Below are 17230 nucleotides of genomic sequence, written 5' to 3' on the forward strand. Positions count from 1 at the left end.
TCAGGGCCGCGCCATGACAAAACCAGATCAAGTTGCCGCAAACAGCGACCAGGAAACGGACCTGACACCGCCGGTTTTTGACCATGCCTTTCAAAAGCAGTTCATTGACCTTTTGCTGTGGCGTCGCGATGTCCGGCGGTTTCGCACAGACGCGATCCCGCAAGAAGATATCGACGACCTGATCAAGGAAGCGTGTCTGGCGCCATCCGTCGGCAACTGTCAGCCATGGCGTTTTGTAAAGGTCAATGATCCCGAACGCCGCAAATCAATCCGCGACAGTTTCGAGCGCGCCAATAACGAAGCGCTCAATGACTATCACGGCGAGCGCGCAAAGCTTTATGCGTCGCTTAAGCTTCAGGGCATGGATCAGGCCCCGGTACAGCTGGCTGTGTTTGCCGATGAAGAAACCGAGGCCGGCATGGGACTGGGCCGCAAGACGATGCCCGAGATGCTTGATTATTCCGCCGTGGCAGCAGTGCAGTTGCTGTGGCTGGCCGCGCGTGTGAAAGGCATCGGGGTTGGCTGGGTTTCGATCCTTGAGCCCGATGTGGTTGGCAAGACACTTGATGTGCCAGACCACTGGCGCCTGATTGCCTATCTGTGCATTGGCTATCCGGAACAGGATCACGTTGTGCCCGAACTGGTGCGCGAAGGCTGGCAGGAACGCATTGATCCCGATGCGCTTACGCTTGAACGCTGATCGCCAAAGCCTATTTCAGAACGCAAGGAATGAAGAATGTCTGGCGACGAAAGCCAATCAAACAATCCCGAACAGCCATCACAAAAAAAGAGACTGTCGAACGGGGTCTATTTCAAGATTGCGGGCTATGTGCTGACCGCAGGCTGGATCGGCTTTATTCTGGCGGCGTCTGGCGGGGATTCAAGCCATCCGTTGTTTGATTACATTTTCATCGTGCCGCTGGCGGGCTGGATCATCGGCATGCTGATCGCGCGCGTGGTCGCCAAAAAGTCTGGCGCGGACCCCCAATAAGCCAAGGTCTTTGTCACCCGGGAAAGGCGCCAAGGGTTGGCGCCTTTTTAGTTTCTGTCATCTGAATTGCGGTTGCGCGTGCGTTCATCGCAGTAGCGATCATCATCGGAAAACCCGCCCATGGTCATGATCCCGATGCCAAGACTGATCCCGCCAAAGGTCACGAACAGGCCAAAGAACAGCAAAAAGATAAAGATCGGCGCATCACGCGATGACATCGCCAACGTGTAAATCCCGCCAATATCAAAAAACAGCACCAGCGCCCCGAAGAACAGCGCGCCAAAGCCGCCATAGGCGGTGTGTTCGATCATGAATTTTATAATCGAACGCGCTTCGCGGGCAGCCTGACTGTTGCGTACATCATCGTGCGGATCCTGGTTCTGGTCGGTCATGTTCTCTTCCCGTCAATAGGTCAGAACAATTCTAGACAGTGCGCCTGACGGTTACCTTGACCAAACGCAATACGCCGCCAACCGAGATGCGCGATCAAACTTTGCGCTGAATCAGACCGTGCCGGTATCTTCGATCACGTCCTTGCCGCCTTCGATGATGGCAAGGCGAATACGTTCTGCTGCCTGATTGACATCATCTGGATTTTCGCCGCGCACCACCAATGTGGTGCCAAGCTTTCCTTCGCGCAGGAACGGATAGGAGCCGATATCGGTTGCAGGGAAATCACCCTGAATTTCAGCCAGCACCTTGGCTATCGTGCCTTCGGGGATATAGCCGCCAACAGAACGCGACACCATTGGTTTACCGCCGATCAGCTGGTGCTTGATGCCCTGGAACATCGCCTGCATGATCATCGGTACACCGGCCATGACATAGACATTTTCCATCCGGAAACCCGGTGCCTTGGAGATCGGGTTCTGGATCAGTTCTGCGCCGACCGGAATGCGCGCCATGCGCAGGCGCGCCTCATTGAGGTCTGCGGGGTTGTCATAGTGGCTTTTAAGCAAGTCATGCGCGTCGGCGTTCAGTTCAATCGCCACCCCGAAGGCCTTGGCAACGCATTCCGATGTGATGTCATCGTGCGTCGGGCCAATGCCGCCAGTGGTAAACACGTAGTCGAACTTTGCCCGGCATTCATTGAGCGTCTCGATGATGGTGTCTTCGATATCGGGAATGACGCGGGTCTCGACCAGGCGCACACCAAGCGTGTTCAGCTCCTCTGCCAGATAGGGCAGGTTCTTGTCATGGGTGCGGCCAGACAGGATTTCATTGCCGATAATAATCAGACAGGCACGGACCGGATCAGACATCATATCCCCACAACATCATTCAAATTCTTTTGCCCTGAACCATACGCCGCGAAAGGGCGGATGGCTCACAGGAAATCGCGTAGCATCGCAACAAGCGGCACATCGGCCGGCGGCATCGGATAATCGCCCAGACGCACCGGACGGACCCATTTGACCTGCTGACCTTCCATCGGCGTGACGTCGCCTTTCCACACACGGCACAGATAAAGCGGCATCATCAGATGGAAATCATCATAGGTGAAAGACGCAAAGGTAAAGGGTGCCAGACAGCTCTCGGTGATATCAATGCCAAGCTCTTCCTTGAGCTCGCGCACCAGTGCCATTTCAGGGGTTTCACCCGCCTCGACCTTGCCGCCGGGGAACTCCCAGAGACCTGCCATGGATTTGCCTTCCGGGCGCTGCGCGATCAGCACACGGTGATCGATATCCACCAGCGCTACCGCACTGACGAATACTGTTTTCTCGGGAATTTTTCCCTGGCGCAGGTCAACCGACATGCAGCCTTTATCTGGTTGTTGTATTGTCATGGCACTGTTTTATCGCGCCATCAAATCTTCGCCAAGAGCAGAAAGCATCCTGCCTTCAAACTTCAATATCATCAGGTTCCAATCCGTTGAGATATCGATCATAAGCTGCCTCAAACCCGGCCTCGAGATCGCGGGTATAACCTTCGGAATCAAACAGAGGACAGGTTTTGATCTGATCCTTTACCTTCTGTTTCAAGGCCGCGATCTTTTCCGGGTGGAGCGCAAGATCAAGGGCGATGGCCTCATAATGCGCTTCGTCCGTGGCAATCAGTTCCGGCAAGCTTGCGGCGCGCAGGATGCTTGCAGCCACACGGGCAGCAAATTGTTCACCGGGCAGGGTTACAAGCGGCAAGCCGGTCCAGAGCGCGTCACTCGCCGTTGTGTGCGCGTTAACGTTAAAGGTATCAAGCAAAAGGTCGCCATGTTTGTGGCGCGCAAGGTGTTCCGCTGGCGACAGTTTTTCGGCAAAGACCAAACGATCTGGATCGACACCGCGTTTTTGTGCCTCATTGCGCAAGTTTTGCGCGGCATAGTCGTTGCCCTTGAACAACCAAAGCACCGCCCCATCGACCTGTTTGAGGAGCCTCATCCAAATATCAAATTCACGCGGTGAAATCTTGTAGGTGTTGTTGAAACTACAGAAAACAAACCCGTTATCAGGCAAGCCGAAATCAGCGCGCGTTGTGCTCGTTTCGGGAATACTGCGCTGATCATCGTTTGGCTGATAACAATGCGGCAGATAGATCGGTTTTTCTGCCAGATACTTTTTGTGCGTTACGGGGACCGTAACCTTGTCAACGACCATATAGTCGATGAAATCTGCGCCAATGGTCCCCGGATTGCCAAGATAGTTGATCTGAACCGGTGCAGCACGGCGGGCAAAAACGCCGATCCGTCCAAGTTTCGTATGGCCCTTCAGATCGATCGCGATATCAATCTTCTTTTCGCGCGCGAGGGCGACAATCGCATCATCCGACGCCCGTTCAACATCGGAGAAACTTTCAAAGTACCCCTTTGCCTGATCGAGGCTTTGGCTTTCCTTGATCAGACCATATGAGAAGGCGTGAATTTCAAATTTGTCGTGATCATGATGACGCAACAGCCCCATCATCAGCGAAAGCGTCGCGTGATCCTGAAAATCCGCGGAGAAATAGCCAATGCGCAGCTTGCGCGGCCGTTTGGTTGGCCGCGGCAACGGCCATCGGGCACCACGACCAAAATTAACCATCACCAGCCTTTGGCTTCTGACCAATTGTCGTTCCGGTGCGTCTTCGAGTTTCAATAGCGGAAATGGTGAAACAACTTCCCCCTCAACGCCCAACGTGGAGGCCGCACGCGAAAACTCTTCATACCCGGACCAGTCACACATCATCGCCAAGGTGTAATACTGATTGGTCAGTGCGCTTTTCATGGCCGGAGCAAGAGAATGCGCCTTGGCATACCCCTGAGCGGCGGCCTGCAACTGCCCCTTGATAAAGAAAGCATTGCCCATATTGCTGTATGCGTCGGCAAGTTGAGGATCCAGCTGAAGCGCTTTGGCAAAGTACTGTAGCCCGGTATCAACCTGCCCCACCTTTAGCAGAACACTGCCAGCACTGTTATAGGCAAGCGCATAGTTCGCATCGCAATTGACCGCGCGCTGAAAACATTGCAGCGCTTCGTTGAACTTGCCGATGCTTTGATAAAACATGCCAAGGTTTTGATGGGACTTTGGGCTTTGTGGTGCGAGTTCCACAACCTTCTCGAAACACCGAGCAGCCTCGACATGGTCCTTCTTCAGAAAATGCGCGTTCGCCAAGAGATCCCAAAGCACAACTGCATTGGAATTCGTTTTCAAATGTTCTTCGCAGATGGAAATTGCCTGATCCGGCTCATTGCTGCGCATGGCCTTCTCAACGCGCGACACCACCTTTTCCATCGCCGTGCTCAAAACTTCTTCCTCATTCCCGATACAAAATTCGCCAGCATGTTACGGACTAACAAGGTCTATATCCGCTGGAGCCTGATTGCCCAGATAGCGTTCATACGCCGCGTCATAGCCACGCTCCAGATCAAGGGTATATGATTTGGTGTCAAACAGCGGACAGGCTTTGACGTTTTCTGTAACTTTGGCCTTCATGGCTGCGGCTTTTTCCGGGTGAAGCGCCAGATCGAGCGCAATCGCCTCGTAGTCTTCTTCGGATTTGGCAATCAGTTCAGGCAGGTTTGCAGCCTTTAAAACGCTTGCAGCTACGCGGGCTGCGAACTGCTTGCCGGGCAACGTCACCAGCGGCAATCCGGTCCAGAGCGCGTCACTTGCCGTCGTATGCGCGTTCACATTGAAAGTATCGAGGAACAGATCGGCGTGTTTGTGGCGGGCAAGATGCTTTGCCTCCGGCAGAAAGCCAGCAAAGACGAGGCGGGTTGGATCAACACCGCGAGTCCCGGCTTCCTTTCGAAGGTTGTGCATTGCGTCTTCGCTTCCTTCGAACAGCCACAGAACAGAGCCATCGACCTTTTTAAGAAGCCGCATCCAGATATCGAACTCGCGCGGCGAAATCTTGTAGTTGGCATTAAACGAACAGAACACAAAGCCATCTTCAGGCAAGCCAAGCTCGGTCCGCGTTTGTGTGTTTTCCGGAAATTCCCGACCACCGTCATTTGGTTGATAGCAATGCGGCATATAGATGATTTTTTCGGAATAGGCGTTTTTATAATCATCGGAAATGATGGTGTGATCCGCGATAAGGTAGTCGATATAATCAGCTCCCAAAGTCCCGGGATAGCCAACATAGTTGATCTGGATCGGCGCCATCCGGTGGGCAAACAGTTGCGGTCGTCCGTTCTGAGTGTAGCCCTTCAGGTCAATCGCAATATCAATCCCCTGATCACGGGCATGCTGAACAATTTCTGCATCGGACGCATTCCGGACATCCCAGTTGTGATCAACCAATTTCTGGAGCTGACTGCGGCGCCAGCCGTCTTTCACGCTGCCATAGCTGTATGTGTGAATTTCAAACCGGTCTTTATCATGCGCACCGAAAAGCCCCATCATCAGTGACAAGGTTGCGTGATTATGAAAATCGGCTGAGAAATAACCAATCTTTAGCTTTTCCGGACGCGATGCAGGGCGCGGAAATTTCCTGGCAGGATCACGCACAGCAAGTTCCTGAGCCCGGTTTTCTGAACGTTTTTTCTGCGCGTATGGATCGTCTTCGTAGTGCAGCAATGAGAATGGAGAAACAGAATTTCCCGGTTTCCCCACCGGCCTAGTATTTTGCAACTCAGGGGCAAGCGGAGCCCAGTCACAGATTTGCGCGCGCGCATGAAGAAAGTCGGAAAGTGCCGTCATGCTATTGGGCCGGAGTTTCGCAACTTTTTCGAACGCCTGCTTGGCTGCCCCGCGTTTATTCTTGCGATACAGGACAATGCCGAGATTTTGGTAAGGTTCGGCAAAATCCGGATCGTATTTTATTGCCTGTACACAGAATTTTTCAGCTTCGTCAAAGCGCCGCATTTCCAACAGCACACCACCGATAGCATTCAAAACCCCGGCGTTCTGCGGTTCGATGTAACTGGCATTCTGATAGGCTTGCAAGGCCATCTCATACTTGTTTTGCGCTGAAAACAACTTCGCGATATTGACCCAGGCCATCCCGAGCTTTTTATCGAGCTCAATGGCTTTACGCAGGCACTTTTCTGCCTCTACCGGGTTTTGACTTCTGAAGTAGGCAAGCCCCAAAAGGTTCCACACTTGGGCGTTGTCCGGGGCACCCTCTGACAGCTTTTTCGCGAGCTCAATACCCTTTGAATATGCGCCCTGATCAATGAATTCCGAAGCTTTCACAAAAGCCGCCTGAGCAGAAATTCCAGTACCCGTTTCTGCTTTACGCAGTTTTTCAAGTGCTGCTTTGGCACGTGTGTTTTTGGGGAAGTCCTGAAGAAACAGTTCGTAGAGTTTAATGGCCTCGTCAATCTGGCCCTGTTTTTCCAACTTTCTGGCACGTTTGGACAGTTGATCAAATGAGGACACTGTGACTGGATCTCCGTAGTTGTACTTCACGCAAAAAGTTTAGGGGCAGGCCATTAAGGACTAATAAACACAAGCGCCAACAAGACACATGCAATTGGCACCTTTACAAGCATCAACCGGGGAAACCAAAGACACACTCGTGTCTATCAAGGCCCCGTCTAAAGAAATGTTTTAAACGGATCTCAATCCACTAACGTATTGAAGATATGTAATTTGATTTTGCACTGGCCAGTAACCCGTATGTCTCCCAAGAAATTCCTGGGCATTACCGCCAATTCACTTCTCGCGATCATGCTGCTTGCTGGTTGCGACAAGCTGGGTGCCTATAACCACTGGCAGGCGGGTGACTTGAAGCCGGATGTCGCAGATATTTCCTATGGTCCGGACAAGCGGCAGGTTCTCGATCTTTACTTGCCCGATGTATCAGCCCGGCCAGCACCGCTTGTGATCTGGTTTTATGGCGGATCATGGGCTTCTGGTGATCGCGCCAAATATGCCTTTGTCGCCAAGCGGTTTACGGAACTTGGATATGCCGTGGCCATTCCAGATTACCGACTGGTGCCCGATATACATTTCCCGGCCTTTATCGAGGACGGCGCGTCGACGATTGCGTTTATGGATCGATATGCAAAGCAGAACCCCAAGCTGCTAGCTGACACCCCTGTGATGTTGGCGGGGCATTCCGCCGGTGCCTATAACGCAGTTCAGGTGGTTGCAGATAAACGATATTTAGACGCTGTTGGCCTTGATAGCAGCGCCATTGCCGGGATTATCGGGCTGTCAGGCCCGTATGATTTTTATCCCTATGATGTTGCAGCCACACAAAATGCGTTTGGCAACACGCCAGCCGATGAAAGCCAACCCGTGGAGATGGACCTGGCGCATATGCCACCATTGTTGCTGGTGACCGGCACACGTGATCATACCGTTTTCCCAAGAAATTCCCGCCGACTGGCAGAATTGGCACCAACGGCCGAACTTGTCGAAGTCCCTGGCACCGGCCATGCGGGAACGCTGATTGCCCTTGGGTTTTATCTGACGACCGATAAACAGGTTCTGGCCCCTGTCAGACAGTTCCTGCAAGGCACCCTGCCAACGGCACAAAAATAAAAAAAGGCGCGAACCCGATGGGCGCGCGCCTTTTTTGATGATGTTGCCGGGTTCGATCAGTTCAGCTGACCATGGCAATGTTTGTATTTTTTCCCGGATCCGCATGGGCAAGCCTGGTTGCGTGCAACCCGACCCCATGTTGACGGATCGTTGGGATCGAAATTGCCCGGCTGACGCGACTGCACGGTTGCGGTATCCACACCCTGCTCGGTTGCTTCAAGTTCGTCGCGGTTTTCGCGCATTTCCTGCTGCGGACGGCGTGATGCCTCGAGGTCTTCGGGGCGCGGGGTCGATTGCAGTTCGACATGCGACAGCATCTGGGTCACGCGTTCACGCAGGGAAACCAGCATGGCTTCGAACATGTTGAACGCTTCGCGTTTGAATTCATTGAGCGGATCACGCTGACCATAAGCGCGCAGACCAATGCCCTGACGCAGGTGATCAAGGGCAAGAAGGTGCTCTTTCCACGACTGGTCAAGCAGCTGCAGAACAAGGCTTTTTTCAACCTGGCGCATGATGTCCGCACCATAGTTGGCAACCTTGGCCGCCATTTTTTCATCCGCGGCTTTTTCAATGCGTTCGCGCATGACTTCCTGATCAATGCCTTCTTCCTTGACCCAATCTGCAATCGGCAGATCAATCCCCAGAAGACGGGTAACCTCTTCGTGCAGGCTGGTGGTTTCCCACTGCTCTGGATAAACCTTGGCCGGGCAATACTTGTCGACCATGTCTTCGATGACTTCGGCGCGCATGTCTGCAACGTCTTCGGCCACGTTTTTGGCCTGCATCAGGTCACGGCGCTGCTCGTAAACGACCTTACGCTGGTCGTTCATGACATCATCAAACTTCAGAACGTTCTTACGAGTGTCGAAGTTGCGCGCCTCGACCTTCTGCTGGGCTTTCTCAAGCGCCTTGTTGATCCACGGATGGTAAATCGCTTCACCTTCCTGCAGACCAAGTTTCTGAAGCATGCTGTCCATGCGCTCCGACCCGAAGATGCGCATCAGGTCATCTTCAAGCGACAGATAGAATTTCGAGCCACCCGGGTCACCCTGACGGCCGGAACGACCACGCAGCTGGTTATCCACGCGGCGTGATTCATGGCGTTCGGTACCGATCACAAACAAACCGCCAGCCGCCAGAACCTTTTCCTGATCGGCTTTGACCTCTTCCTTGATTTTCTCGATCGCAGCCGCACGTTTGGCTTCGTCGGTGACATTGGCCAATTCGTGTTCGACCCGCATTTCAACGTTGCCGCCAAGTTTGATGTCAGTACCGCGACCGGCCATGTTGGTGGCAATCGTGATGGCACCCGGCGCACCAGCCTGTGCGACGATCGATGCTTCGCGCTCGTGCTGCTTGGCGTTGAGAACTTCGTGCGGGATTTTCTTCTTTTTCAGAAGGTCAGACAGGATTTCCGACTTTTCGATCGAAACAGTCCCGACCAGAGCCGGTTGGCCACGTTTGTGGCAGTCTTCGAGCTGTTCAGAGATCGCCACCCATTTTTCCTTGGCGGTCCGGTAAATCTCGTCATCGGCATCAATACGGGCAATCGGGCGATGGGTCGGGATTTCGACAACCTGAAGGTTGTAGATTTCCTCAAATTCCTCGGCCTCGGTCATTGCCGTACCGGTCATGCCGGCCAAAGTCGGATAAAGACGGAAATAGTTCTGGAAAGTGATCGATGCCAGAGTCTGGTTTTCGTTCTGGATCTTGACCTTTTCCTTGGCTTCAAGCGCCTGATGAAGACCATCGGAATAGCGGCGGCCTTCCATCATACGACCGGTGAATTCGTCAATGATGACGACCTTGTCGTCCTTGACGATATAGTCGGTGTCTTTCTGGAACAGCTTGTGCGCACGCAGCGCCTGATTGACGTGATGGACCAGATGAACGTTGGCAACGTCATAAAGCGTGCCTTCGGTCAGGATTTCCATTTCCATCAGAAGCTGTTCGGCGTGTTCGGTACCCTCTTCGGTCAGGGTCACCGCACGTGCCTTTTCATCTTTTTCGTAGTCTTCCTCGACCAGTTTCGGGATCAAGGCATCAATCGCGCGATACAGTTCCGAGCTGTCTTCAGCCGGACCGGAAATGATCAGCGGGGTACGGGCTTCGTCAATCAGGATCGAATCGACTTCATCGACGATGGCAAAGTTGAACGGACGCTGAACCATGTCTTCGAGGCGGAACTTCATATTATCGCGCAGATAATCAAAGCCGAGCTCGTTATTCGTCGCATAGGTAATGTCGCAGGCATAGGCTTCGCGGCGCTGATCGTCGGTCATGCCATGCATGATCACGCCCACCGTCAAACCAAGGAAGCCATAAACCTCGCCCATCCATTCCGCATCACGGCTTGCCAGATAGTCGTTCACGGTCACAACATGAACACCCTTGCCTTCAAGCGCGTTCAGATAGACCGGAAGGGTCGAAACCAAGGTTTTACCTTCACCGGTTTTCATCTCGGCGATTTTGCCAGATGTCAGAACCATGCCGCCCAGAAGCTGCACGTCATAATGACGTTCGCCACGTACACGTCTGGAGGCTTCGCGGATGGTGGCAAAGGTATCAGGAAGAATATCTGTCAGAGTCTCGCCATTCTTCAGACGATCGCGCAGCCAATCGGTACGGGCGCGCAGTTCGTCATCTGAAAGCTTCTCGACTTCGGGTTCCAGGGCATTGATTTGCTCGACCGTGGCCCGCAGGGCTTTGACTTCACGATCGTTAGCTGAACCGAAAATTTTCCGGGCAATAGCGCCGAGCATTAATACGTTCCTGAACAAATAAATTAAGACACAATGAACCCCGGCAGAAAGCGGAGCCCGATCACAGATAGAACCCTGCCTGCCATCTGTCAACGGAACGAACCAATATCGGGAATGAAGAGCGGGAAATTACCTGTTATCGCACCAGATTGCTGGCAAATCCGCGCCTCTTCACGTTTTCGTTTGGCGCGCTTGAAGCCTTCTTGCTTGAGAAACACGAAGAATGGTCGTATTATTCACCTATTAGTTTTACACCCTAACAGAGCATGTAGCTCGTTTTGGCGCGCAGGGATGATCCTTATACGCTGCCAAATCAAGTCCTCAGGAGGAGGATTATGGTCGATTTTTCCGCGCTTAATCCGTTTCGTCAGGGGCAGTCTGCCCTGCAAGACGCGCGTCAGCCCCATGCCAAAACCGATTCAAATGCTGGCGAAAGCGCAGCACAGGCCCGCCCTGATGCGCTCACCCGTATTGACCCGGTAGCCCTTTCTGATGATGCGCTTGCCGCACATAACGACAGCCAGAAGCTTGTACCGGCCAACGGAAAGTCTCTTTCGTCCGAACCGCTGACAACCGATGAATTGTTTGAGCGTGCGCTTGATGCATCGCTTGAACTGATCCGCGGCAGTGTTGAGGAAATGTTTGCACTTTCGGGCATGTCAGAAGAAGACGCCATTGCCGCAACCGATGCGATGTTCAATGGCATTCGCGATGCCGCAAGCGGGCAGGACCAGTTCGAATTTTCCTTTGATCAGGCCATCGCCAGCCACAGCAAGACTGCCATTTCCTATGCCGGGGCAAATGGTGCAGCGGTTGGCGTATCCGAATCAGCCATGATGGCGGTCCAGTCGCTTGATATCAGCATCAATAACGAAACCGGTGAGTTTTCGTTTAACTACGAGGCTGCCAAGGTTGAGGTTGTCCGCACTGAAGCCATCGCAATTGGCAACAGTATGGGGGCGGCCCTTGGCGCACTTGGCAATGTCATGGATGGACTGGGCGGCGGATCGCTGGTTGATGCGTTGGGCAACCCGGCCAGTGCCGAGGATGGCGGGCTTCTGTTCGATATCAATGACAACGGAGTCGCCGAATTCATCCGTGAACTGATGAATGCAACGGTTGGCACGGATGATACATCCGCAGAGGGCGAAGGTGGTGCCACCAATGGTGCGGCACAAACCAACGGCCAGGCGCTTGCCGCAGAACGCATGGCGGCACTGAATGCCCAGATCACCGAACAGTTCATGGAGCAGGCAACCCTGATTGTACGCAGTATCAATCAGCCTGCACCAGAAGCCGGTGAAGGCACTGGCCCGCTTCAGCTGACGGTTGATATGATGATGCCGATGGGCCGTTTTGGTCAGGACGATGGCAATGCCACATTCACCTTCCCGAATGGTGAAACCGTGCCCGTCATTGACCCGACACAGGAACAGGATGTTCTGATTTAACAGCCACGGGATGCCGTAATCAGCATCCCGCAGCCCTTCAGGAAGGAGGCGCTGAATGTTTGAGCACACAACAGTTTCCAACCCCACCGCAGCGGATAATGCCGCCGGAATTGCCACGCCGCGCGCCACCTCCAACAGCGCGGTGACTGCAAGCAGTGCGGATACCGGGGCGGATGGGAAAAGCCAAACCGAAACGGCATTGGCAAGGCAGCGCACGATTTCCGATCAGATTGATCTCAGCATCGAAGCCAATGAGCGCATCGAAAATGCCCTTGGCGAGTTCCAGCGTCCGGTGTTTGAAATCAACACTGCCCCGCTTGAAGCTTTTAATGCGCTGAAACCCGCATTGGACGAGGCGCAGGCAAGGATGAATCGCGATGCTTTCATCATCCTTTCGATGATGGGTGTTCCGCCCGCCAAGGCACGTGCCATCGCCAATGCCATGACCGGTGGCGACCCGGCCGAGCTCAAGACTGTTGGTGCGAATGGCGCCAAGGGGGAGATTTCAACTCAGGAACTCTCGATCAACATCGCCCAAGGTAACAGCGTGGTCAATCTGGGTCAGGTTTCCGTAAATTCGCGCAGCGTCGAGATTGATTTCAGCGCCATTGAGACGCGCTTTTCAAGCCTGACAGGGTCAGCCGATATCTCGATCTCGGAATTTCATGCCCATATCGAATTAATCCGTATCGAGATCTCTCAGATGTTTCAGCAAGACCCGCTGATCCTTGATCTGGATGGCAATGGCGTCGACATCACCAGTGTGATGGCTGGAACGCGATTTGACATTGATGGCAATGGCACGCTTGATCAAACAGCCTGGGTCAGTGGCGGGGATGCGTTGTTGGCGCTTGATCGCAACGGCGATGGCAAAATCAACGATGGCACCGAACTGTTTGGCGACCAAAACGGCGCAAAAGACGGCTTTGCCGAGCTGGCCAAATATGACGACAACCATGATGGCCAGATTGACGAAAACGATGCTGTCTTCAGTTCGCTTGTGTTGCTGCGCGCAGACGGAAGTCAGACCGATCTGGCAAACGAGGGCATCAAATCGATCTCGCTTGCCATGATCACACCATTGGATGAACGCCTGATGGGCGGCGATCTGGTGGCCAAATCAGGTTTCACCCGTGCCGATGGTTCTCACGGGATGGTCGGTGAAGTCCTGTTTGATGTTCAGGCCTGATCCGTATCCTCGGCCCTGTCAAAATTTCATATTACTGTCGTTCAACCATCGCCCGCCTCGCAGTCGATACGTGCGGCACATCCGCGGGCGGGCGCACAGATACAAAACACAACATGCTGACAAGCAAATTTAGCTTCTTCACATTTTAGACAGAATGCTTTGTCAAAAGGTGCATCATCCACGGCAAAGCCTTGTGCAGGCACCACTTATGTGTTTTACCCGTGGGCAGAGGCATCGGGCAAAAGCCCGTCTGAAATCAAAGTCTGGAGAAACTATGCTGCGCAAATCCCTTCTTGCTGCGTCCCTGGCAACCGTCATTTTTGCATCCCCTGCCATGGCACAGGACGCTGCACCGGCAGAAGACCCGGTGCTGGCGACGGTCAATGGTGAGGAAATCCTTGAATCCGAAGTCCGCGCAACCCAGCAGGGCCTGCCGCAACAGTACCGCCAGCTTCCGTTTGAAATGCTCAAGGCGGATCTTCTGACCCGTGAAATCAACCAGCGTCTGCTGATGAATGCCGGGAGCGAAGCCGGTCTGGCCGATGACGAAGAAGTCAAAGAACAGATCGCAGCCCTTGAGCGCCGCCTGATCGCGGAAACCTATCTGGATCGTGCGCTTAATGACGCGATCACCGAAGACGCGATCAACGCGAAATACGAAGAATTCATCGCGACCAACGAGCCAGAGCCGCAGGTTCACGCCCGCCACATCCTGCTTGAAAGCGAAGAAGACGCAAAAGCCGTCATCGCCGAACTCGACGATGGTGCTGATTTTGTCGAACTCGCCAAGGAAAAATCGACCGGCCCGTCCGGCCCGAATGGCGGTGATCTTGGCTTCTTTAACCGTGCAGACATGGTCGCACCATTCGCGGAAGCTGCCTTTGCAATGGAAGCAGGCACCTATTCAAGCGAACCGGTTCAGACCCAGTTTGGCTGGCATGTGATCAAGGTCGAAGAGAAAAAAGAAGGCGCCCAGCCGTCGCTTGACGAAGTCCGTCAGCAGCTGGTAGCCGAAATCAGCCGTGATGCGTTCAACGCGCTGGTCGAAGACCTGCGTGCCACCGCCGATATCGTCAACAATGTCGAAATCGAAGCAAAGAAAGCAGCAGAAGAAGCTGCCAAGGAAGCACCGGCTGAATAATTCGGAAAACAGGATCACCCGTCTGCATTGACGGCCCCTGTCTTTCCAACATCATCAAACGGGGTGCGGCCATTGGCTTCGCCCCGTTTTTTGTCGATAAGTTTGATCGCGCAAACTCATTCTGTCGCTTGCTTTTCGCCACCATTGCGGCAGGATGGGCCTACTTGTCCAATAAAGGAAATTGCACAGATGGTTGCGACTGCCATTTCACCGCTTGCCCCCGCGGCATTCCCCGATCTTCCGGCCATTGCCGGTGTCAAGTTACACACCGCGACCCTTGGCATTCGCTATAAGGGGCGCCCGGATGTCCTGTTGGCTGAACTTGAGCCCGGCACCCAGGTTGCCGGCGTGTTCACAAAGTCAACCACAGCATCGGCAGCAGTGCGCTGGGGGCGCGAGGCGCTTAAGGGTGGCACTGCACGTGCATTTTTCGTCAATGCGGGTAACTCGGTCGCCTTTACCGGAAAGGCTGGCGAAAAGTTCGTCGCCGATAAGGTCGACGCCGCGGCCAAGGCACTTGGCTGCGCCAAGACCGAGATTTTCACCGCATCAACCGGTGTGATTGGAGAACCGACCACGGCAAACCGCATCACCGATGCGGTCGATGACATCCTGGCCGATGATGCCAGCTGGCTTGATGCCGCCAAGGCAATCATGACGACTGATACCTTCCCCAAGGGGGCCTCAGCCACTGCGACCATCAATGGCACCAAAGTTACCATTTCCGGCTTTGCCAAGGGATCTGGCATGATCGAGCCGAACATGGCGACCATGCTGGGCTTTGTCTTTACCGATGCGGCCCTGCCGCACAGTGTTTTGCAGGCGCTGTTGACCGACTGCAACAATCGCAGCTTCAACGCGATTACGGTCGATAGCGATACCTCGACCTCGGATACCGTGCTGTTGGCGGCGACCGGCAAGGCTGGCAACGACGCCATTTCCGATGCGAACGATCCCGCATTGGCATCGTTCAAAACGGCACTGGAAGACGTTCTGCGTGATCTGGCCCATCAGGTCGTGCGTGACGGCGAAGGCGCAAGCAAGTTCATCACCGTCAATGTCACCGGTGCCGTGAACGAGAAAGAAGCCAAGATCGCCGCCAAGGCGATTGCCAACTCCCCGCTGGTCAAAACCGCGATTGCCGGTGAAGACGCCAACTGGGGGCGTATTGTCATGGCCGTCGGCAAATGCGGTGTCACCGCCGACCCGAACAAGCTGACTATTTCGATCGGTGGCATTGTGCTGGCCAAGAATGGCGAACGGGTCGAGGATTATGACGAAACCCCGGTCGAAGCGCACATCAAGGGTCAGTATATCGACATTGATGCTGATCTTGGCTTTGGCGATGGTGCGGCCACGGTCTGGACCTGCGATTTGACGCATGGCTATATCTCGATCAATGCCGATTATCGCAGCTAGGCGACAAACCGCCCGCGCACAATCAATAACGCCGCCTTCAATGAGGGCGGCGTTTTGCGTTTTCGGGCCATGACCGGAAGAGGTTATCTCTTGCCGGGAATATAGCCATTGAGGATCAGGCCAACATTGGCCCCTTCGAGTTCGGTTTCGCTTAGATCGGTCGCACCAAAGGCAACACCAGCAACATTCGCCTTGGTCAGGTTTGCACCCTTCATCTTGGCTTCGTGGAAGACCGAGTTGCGCAAGTCGGCCTGTTCGAAATTGACATCCGAAAGATCCGCGTTCCAGACGACGCCGGTCTTCTCGCCCTTCTTGTCGCGCTGATCGACGCCGCCGAAATGAACGCCCTGGAATACCCCCTCCGAGCAATCCGATCCCGCCATGCGCACACCATCAAGCACCGCACCGTTCATGCGGATCTTTTGCATGTCGGCTTCGCGCATCGAACACATGGCAAGAATGGTATCGACAAACAGGGTGCCGCGCATAATGCATTTGTCAAAGACTGCCCCTGACAAATCCATGCCGGAAAAGTCCATGCCCGACAAATCACGCCCGGCTGCAATCATCGGCATCCCGGATTTGCCACCTGTTGACAGCCATTCGCTGTGACCGTTGACCAATGCGCGAATATCTTCGACCAGCGGGGCGCTGGGGGCTTCACCGCCGATGGAATAGGACGTGTTGGCCTGCGTGAGGTCGACATCTTGCAGGTCGACATTGCGCAGGTTCGCACCACTCAGGTCCGCGCCAACAAGTTCAGTACCAGAAAGCTTGGCCCCCTTGAGGTTGGCATTGCGCAGCTTCGCGCCATTCAACTTGCACCCCGTCAGGTCCGCCCCTTCGAGGTTGACAGCAAACATGTTGGCGTCACTCATGTCGGTGTTGGCAAGACGTGCGCCCGACATGTTGCTGCCAGCCATATTCGCGCCCCACATCATCGCGCCCTCAAGGTCGGCGTTTGTCATGTCGGTTTCACGTTTGACCGTGCGTTCACGCGCACCTTCGAGAACCACCATGATACCCGCACGCAAATCAATGCCGTTCAGGTTGGCGTTGCGCAACTTTGTGCGCGCCATGTTCGCACCACGCAGATCGGCACGTTCAAACGTGGATCCTTCAAGATCGGCTTCAACAAAGTTCGCGCCAAACAAATCACAGAAATCAAAGCAGACATCGCGGGCAGATGCCTGAATGAAGTTCGCCCCCGGCAGGACGGCCTCTTTCAGGCTGATCTTGTTCATCTTGATGCGCGACAGGTTGCCATTGCGCAATTGCATGCGCTGACCGCCCGGTTTTTGATTGAGGTAAAGTTGATGCTTCTTGATTGCATCAATCAATTCCGAACGCGATGACATAAAGC

14 protein-coding genes are annotated in these 17230 nt (G+C 54.1%); 7 read left to right on the top strand and 7 right to left on the bottom strand.

Annotated features, from left to right (window positions below):
* Positions 1-13 precede the first annotated feature (13 nt).
* Positions 14-700 carry a 5,6-dimethylbenzimidazole synthase gene (bluB, locus tag B2R48_RS03615; RefSeq protein WP_084272105.1) on the top strand — a complete coding sequence of 229 codons (687 nt, stop codon included), beginning with the start codon at positions 14-16 and terminating at the stop codon, positions 698-700.
* 36 nt (positions 701-736) lie between these two features.
* Complete coding sequence (locus tag B2R48_RS03620; RefSeq protein WP_296997898.1) at positions 737-991, top strand: hypothetical protein; 255 nt, start codon at positions 737-739, stop codon at positions 989-991.
* Positions 992-1038: 47 nt separating this feature from the next.
* On the opposite strand, the gene B2R48_RS03625 is transcribed toward B2R48_RS03620, so the two are convergent.
* The 5 genes from B2R48_RS03625 to B2R48_RS03645 form a co-directional block, all read right to left on the bottom strand.
* Positions 1039-1383, bottom strand: a complete 345-nt coding sequence (locus B2R48_RS03625) for a hypothetical protein (RefSeq protein WP_296997900.1) — start codon at positions 1381-1383, stop codon at positions 1039-1041.
* Positions 1384-1494: 111 nt separating this feature from the next.
* Positions 1495-2256, bottom strand: a complete 762-nt coding sequence (locus B2R48_RS03630) for a competence/damage-inducible protein A (protein WP_084272106.1) — start codon at positions 2254-2256, stop codon at positions 1495-1497.
* Between the two features lie 62 nt (positions 2257-2318).
* A complete protein-coding gene (gene mutT, locus B2R48_RS03635; RefSeq protein WP_296997904.1) occupies positions 2319-2750 on the bottom strand; it encodes an 8-oxo-dGTP diphosphatase MutT in 432 nt (143 codons plus the stop codon).
* Positions 2751-2835: 85 nt separating this feature from the next.
* Entirely contained in the window at positions 2836-4710 is a 1875-nt protein-coding gene (locus B2R48_RS03640; protein WP_296997906.1) for a tetratricopeptide repeat protein, read from the bottom strand.
* 39 nt (positions 4711-4749) lie between these two features.
* Positions 4750-6792, bottom strand: coding sequence for a tetratricopeptide repeat protein (locus B2R48_RS03645; protein ID WP_296997908.1), 2043 nt, complete (start codon positions 6790-6792; stop codon positions 4750-4752).
* Positions 6793-7032: 240 nt separating this feature from the next.
* Here B2R48_RS03645 and B2R48_RS03650 point away from each other — a divergent pair, with 240 nt between their 5' ends.
* Complete coding sequence (locus B2R48_RS03650; RefSeq protein ID WP_296997910.1) at positions 7033-7902, top strand: alpha/beta hydrolase; 870 nt, start codon at positions 7033-7035, stop codon at positions 7900-7902.
* Positions 7903-7958: 56 nt separating this feature from the next.
* Here the strand turns inward: B2R48_RS03650 and secA are convergent, their stop codons facing one another.
* On the bottom strand, positions 7959-10667 hold the full coding sequence (gene secA, locus B2R48_RS03655; protein WP_296997912.1) for a preprotein translocase subunit SecA: 2709 nt from the start codon (positions 10665-10667) through the stop codon (positions 7959-7961).
* Positions 10668-11002: 335 nt separating this feature from the next.
* Between secA and B2R48_RS03660 the strand changes: the two genes are divergently transcribed.
* The 4 genes from B2R48_RS03660 (at position 11003) to argJ (ending at position 15867) form a co-directional block, all read left to right on the top strand.
* Positions 11003-12118 carry a hypothetical protein gene (locus B2R48_RS03660; RefSeq protein WP_296997914.1) on the top strand — a complete coding sequence of 372 codons (1116 nt, stop codon included), beginning with the start codon at positions 11003-11005 and terminating at the stop codon, positions 12116-12118.
* Between the two features lie 55 nt (positions 12119-12173).
* On the top strand, positions 12174-13307 hold the full coding sequence (locus B2R48_RS03665) for a hypothetical protein (protein WP_296997917.1): 1134 nt from the start codon (positions 12174-12176) through the stop codon (positions 13305-13307).
* Positions 13308-13581: 274 nt separating this feature from the next.
* Positions 13582-14448: a peptidylprolyl isomerase gene (locus B2R48_RS03670; RefSeq protein WP_296997920.1), complete on the top strand. Its 867-nt coding sequence runs from the start codon at positions 13582-13584 to the stop codon at positions 14446-14448.
* Between the two features lie 189 nt (positions 14449-14637).
* Positions 14638-15867, top strand: coding sequence for a bifunctional glutamate N-acetyltransferase/amino-acid acetyltransferase ArgJ (gene argJ, locus B2R48_RS03675; protein WP_296997922.1), 1230 nt, complete (start codon positions 14638-14640; stop codon positions 15865-15867).
* Between the two features lie 83 nt (positions 15868-15950).
* Here argJ and B2R48_RS03680 read toward each other — a convergent pair whose 3' ends face one another.
* Positions 15951-17225: a pentapeptide repeat-containing protein gene (locus tag B2R48_RS03680; protein ID WP_296997924.1), complete on the bottom strand. Its 1275-nt coding sequence runs from the start codon at positions 17223-17225 to the stop codon at positions 15951-15953.
* Positions 17226-17230 lie beyond the last annotated feature (5 nt).

It is taken from the genome of Thalassospira sp. UBA848, from assembly GCF_002295455.1.
GTDB lineage: Bacteria > Pseudomonadota > Alphaproteobacteria > Rhodospirillales > Thalassospiraceae > Thalassospira.

Bases quoted from the DNA above. Each gene is read 5' to 3' on its own strand.
- bluB (WP_084272105.1), top strand. From the start codon at position 14: ATGACAAAACCAGATCAAGTTGCCGCAAACAGCGACCAGGAAACGGAC.
- B2R48_RS03620 (WP_296997898.1), top strand. From the start codon at position 737: ATGTCTGGCGACGAAAGCCAATCAAACAATCCCGAACAGCCATCACAA.
- B2R48_RS03625 (WP_296997900.1), bottom strand. From the start codon at position 1,383: ATGACCGACCAGAACCAGGATCCGCACGATGATGTACGCAACAGTCAG.
- B2R48_RS03630 (WP_084272106.1), bottom strand. From the start codon at position 2,256: ATGATGTCTGATCCGGTCCGTGCCTGTCTGATTATTATCGGCAATGAA.
- mutT (WP_296997904.1), bottom strand. From the start codon at position 2,750: ATGTCGGTTGACCTGCGCCAGGGAAAAATTCCCGAGAAAACAGTATTC.
- B2R48_RS03650 (WP_296997910.1), top strand. From the start codon at position 7,033: ATGTCTCCCAAGAAATTCCTGGGCATTACCGCCAATTCACTTCTCGCG.
- secA (WP_296997912.1), bottom strand. From the start codon at position 10,667: ATGCTCGGCGCTATTGCCCGGAAAATTTTCGGTTCAGCTAACGATCGT.
- B2R48_RS03660 (WP_296997914.1), top strand. From the start codon at position 11,003: ATGGTCGATTTTTCCGCGCTTAATCCGTTTCGTCAGGGGCAGTCTGCC.
- B2R48_RS03665 (WP_296997917.1), top strand. From the start codon at position 12,174: ATGTTTGAGCACACAACAGTTTCCAACCCCACCGCAGCGGATAATGCC.
- B2R48_RS03670 (WP_296997920.1), top strand. From the start codon at position 13,582: ATGCTGCGCAAATCCCTTCTTGCTGCGTCCCTGGCAACCGTCATTTTT.
- argJ (WP_296997922.1), top strand. From the start codon at position 14,638: ATGGTTGCGACTGCCATTTCACCGCTTGCCCCCGCGGCATTCCCCGAT.
- B2R48_RS03680 (WP_296997924.1), bottom strand. From the start codon at position 17,225: ATGTCATCGCGTTCGGAATTGATTGATGCAATCAAGAAGCATCAACTT.